At 38.9% G+C, this 3,266-nt stretch carries 4 protein-coding genes; 3 read left to right on the top strand and 1 reads right to left on the bottom strand.

Annotated elements, in window-relative coordinates; genetic code table 11:
• Positions 1-194 precede the first annotated feature (194 nt).
• Positions 195-848: a UTRA domain-containing protein gene (locus tag B5J93_RS11740; RefSeq protein WP_265734219.1), complete on the bottom strand. Its 654-nt coding sequence runs from the start codon at positions 846-848 to the stop codon at positions 195-197.
• A 462-nt stretch (positions 849-1,310) separates the two neighbouring features.
• Between B5J93_RS11740 and B5J93_RS11735 the strand changes: the two genes are divergently transcribed.
• The 3 genes from B5J93_RS11735 (at position 1,311) to B5J93_RS11725 (ending at position 3,237) form a co-directional block, all read left to right on the top strand.
• Positions 1,311-1,943, top strand: a complete 633-nt coding sequence (locus tag B5J93_RS11735) for a hypothetical protein (RefSeq protein WP_079326544.1) — start codon at positions 1,311-1,313, stop codon at positions 1,941-1,943.
• 162 nt (positions 1,944-2,105) lie between these two features.
• Positions 2,106-2,930 (top strand): hypothetical protein, encoded by an 825-nt coding sequence (locus B5J93_RS11730; RefSeq protein WP_079326543.1) that lies wholly within the window; start codon positions 2,106-2,108, stop codon positions 2,928-2,930.
• Entirely contained in the window at positions 2,884-3,237 is a 354-nt protein-coding gene (locus tag B5J93_RS11725) for a hypothetical protein (RefSeq protein ID WP_079326542.1), read from the top strand. Before B5J93_RS11730 ends, B5J93_RS11725 begins: the two co-directional genes overlap by 47 nt.
• Positions 3,238-3,266 lie beyond the last annotated feature (29 nt).

Genomic DNA, 3,266 nt, shown 5'->3' with positions numbered 1-3,266 from the left:
GTTCGGTTGGTATAGATGGCTTATCGGACAAAGTTGGGACTGGCGGAGCTGTCGGTGCTACTGAGCGAAGTTAATGGTTTAAAAGCGGTTTAAAGTCAAAGGTTTTAGAATTACAAAACCCCAATCTAGCCTTAGATTGGGGTTTTGTCCATCAAGCTTATTTTAAAATGCTACAAAGCCATGATAAGCCAAACTTAGCCCAATTCCCCATCAAAACGAAAAGTCGCCCCGTCGTGCCACATCTGCACAAAGGTAACAACCTTATCGCCTGAATAAGTGTAGCGAGACAAACGCAAGGCAGGCGAGTTTGGCTGACAACGCAAAAAAGTTGCCACATCAGGCGGACAAGGTTTGGCTTCAATAAAATAGTGTCCACGCACAAGCGGTACTTGACTGATAAGGTAGTCGCTTGTGTTGATTTTGTTAAAATCTTGATATTCAAAGGCAGGGATAATCGCCAAATCAACAAAACGCCGTTCAAATTGCAAAGGCTTATCATTGCCAAAATGCACAATCTCCACCTTGTACAGACGCTGAGTGTCATGAAATACCGCCCGAGCCGATGGCGGTAGGTCGCTATGGGGCAAGGTAAGCTGGCTTACGACTTTGGCGTGGTAGCGTTTGCCTGTGCTTTCTATGTCGTGGGCGATGTTGCGAACGGTGATAAAGGTTTGGTTGAATTGTTGCTGAGCGACAAACGTCCCCGACCCTTGACGGCGTTCTAATACCTGTTCATCTGTCAGCTCTTTTAGGGCACGATTGACAGTCATGCGAGATACGCCAAATTCACGAGACAACGCCATTTCGGTGGGAATGGCAGAGCCTGCCGCCCACTCGCCTGAATGGATATTGGCTAAAATGGTGTCTTTGATGCGTTGGTAGGCGGGGGTTTGGGGGTATTGGGCTAATGGTGTGATGATTGATAAATTGGCGTGATTTTATCATAAAAATGCAATGTTTTTCACAAAAGCCAACAAAGTTTTTTTAGGGTGTGCCCCACTTTTGTATTTGCGATTAAAAATGAGATAAATTGTAAGTTTTTCAAGGGAAAAGTGAAGTTGGATGGTAATTCTATCGAGCTTTTGACGATGAAAAACACCCGACCACTTAATCCGTAAAATCCAAGACCATCTTTAATCTTATAAGATTAAGTGGTTGGGTAGCCATTTTTAATGCAAAAACGATTAATTTATTTCTATAATATTACCAAATCGTAAAAAGTGTTATAAAGGTTCAATACGCCCTATTAAAATCGTTTTTTGCTTATTTGTGTTATGATAGGGCTTTAATTTTTTATTTGAGAGCTTGATATGAAATTGTTTAATTTAACAGCCATTTCTTTGGCGGTGCTTTTGACTTTAACCGCTTGTGGTGGCGATAAAACCAGCGAGACAAAACAAGAAGCCAAAACTGAAACCGCCACCGCCACAGAAACCAAAACCGAGACCACTCCCGAGACTACAACTGACGCAGGGGCTATGCCTGCTGATGTTGATAAGCTAATTATCAAAAGTCCTGATATGGAATTTTCGGTGCAAAGCAATCGTGTGTTTGTGGTTAATCATATTAAATCCGAAACTCAATTAAGCCCAGAACAAAATGCTTGCCTATTAAGTTTGGAGAGTAATCCGAATTATCTTGCAATATTAGAGCCGTATGTCAAGGGTATTTTAACTGATAACGATATTAAAGAAGCGGACGAATTTTTTGCCAGTGATGCAGGGCGTAAATTTGCCGAGATGATGCCAAAACAAATGGGGGCAGAAAATTTACCACCATTTGTTGAACTAACCGACAGCGAAAAAGCCGAGATTGCCAAAGCACTATTAAAACCATTTTTTGTAAAAATGAAAGCCAAAACGGACGCAATGAGCGAGCAAGAAGCACTGGATTTTATGATGTCAATAGTGGATAAAGAAAAGGCTCGTTGTCAGATTTCTTAATTTAAGATTTGATTGGTTTTACTGTAAAATTTTTATTTTTCAACATAATTTTGCAGTATTTTTTTAAGGATAAATGTTAAGGGATAATGTAATGTCTTTTTATCAAAATTATTCGGTAATAAACCAAAAGCTGATTTTATTGTCCATCGCATTGATTTTGATGTGCCAAGCAATAAAACTTTAAAAGATGGCGAATATCTATGGACAACCATTGATTTTGAAAGCAAACACCCTTGCCAAGTTTGGTTGCACCCTAATTCAGATGATGTCTTTCGTGGTAATACTTCGGGTGGTTATCATCCGTCCGATGTTTATCCAGCAGGGCGACACATCATAAAACGCTGGTTTTATTTTAATAACATTGATGTGGCGGATTATCTTAATGGATTTTTGGTCAATGGTGGAAAAGTGATTGCTCAGACAGAAGATGGCTATACTTTGCACAATCAAGTATATCCGACTGATTGTGCTTTTGTGCCGTTTTCGCCTGATGAATTAAAAGAGCGTCAAAATATTGATAAAGACGGTTTACAAATAGAATTTATCAAAGCTCGTATCACGGATAGCGAATATGGTTATGAGCTGATTGGTTTATCGCCCAATGATACGGTGGGTATGGAGACAGAAATTAGCGTGCGTATTCATACCAAATGCAATGATGGAGTGCATTTTGCTTGTTTCCCAAGAACAGATGGGGAAATGAATTATGGTTATAATCCAATGCCAAAACCCTTAGATGGTGTGCTGGATTTGCAATTTACCATGAAAGAAACAGGCAAAATCAAAGACTTTTTGATTGTTGCTTATAACCGTTATGACTATGAGATAGAGCATTTGGCCGTAGATTTTCCTTTAATGGTGGAAGATTGGTCTGGCGATGGGGTGGGTCAAGAGCTTACTTTTGCTTTTGATGGTATTTATGATGATGAAGCAAATTTAAATGGCGAATTTGAACGAGTTGAAAAAAAATTCTACCATTTCAGCTGATAAATATATGCGTTTTTATATTCATCTAAATCATCAATTAAAGCATGGTATTTATATTAAACTATATGATATGATTGATAGTAAACCACAGTATTTGTATTATTGCAATGTGCTAAGTCAAGAAGATTGTCAAGAATACGATGGTAATCCTTGCATTTATCTTGATTTTATGGAAGAAGAATTGGAAGAATTTTATGAAAATAATCAAGCACGCCAAATCTCTGGATTTTATATCGTTGCCAGCAATATGGCGGGCGAAGTATTAGTCGAAGAAGTGGTGGATTATCCTTTGGCGATTGTGCCATAGGATTTTTTGATGCTATACCAACCGAACCC

Origin of the sequence: Moraxella equi (assembly GCF_002027555.1) — a bacterium.
Lineage (GTDB): Bacteria > Pseudomonadota > Gammaproteobacteria > Pseudomonadales > Moraxellaceae > Moraxella > Moraxella equi.
The sequence above is the reverse complement of the archived record's forward strand: the minus strand, read 5'-3'. Positions and strand labels throughout refer to the sequence as shown.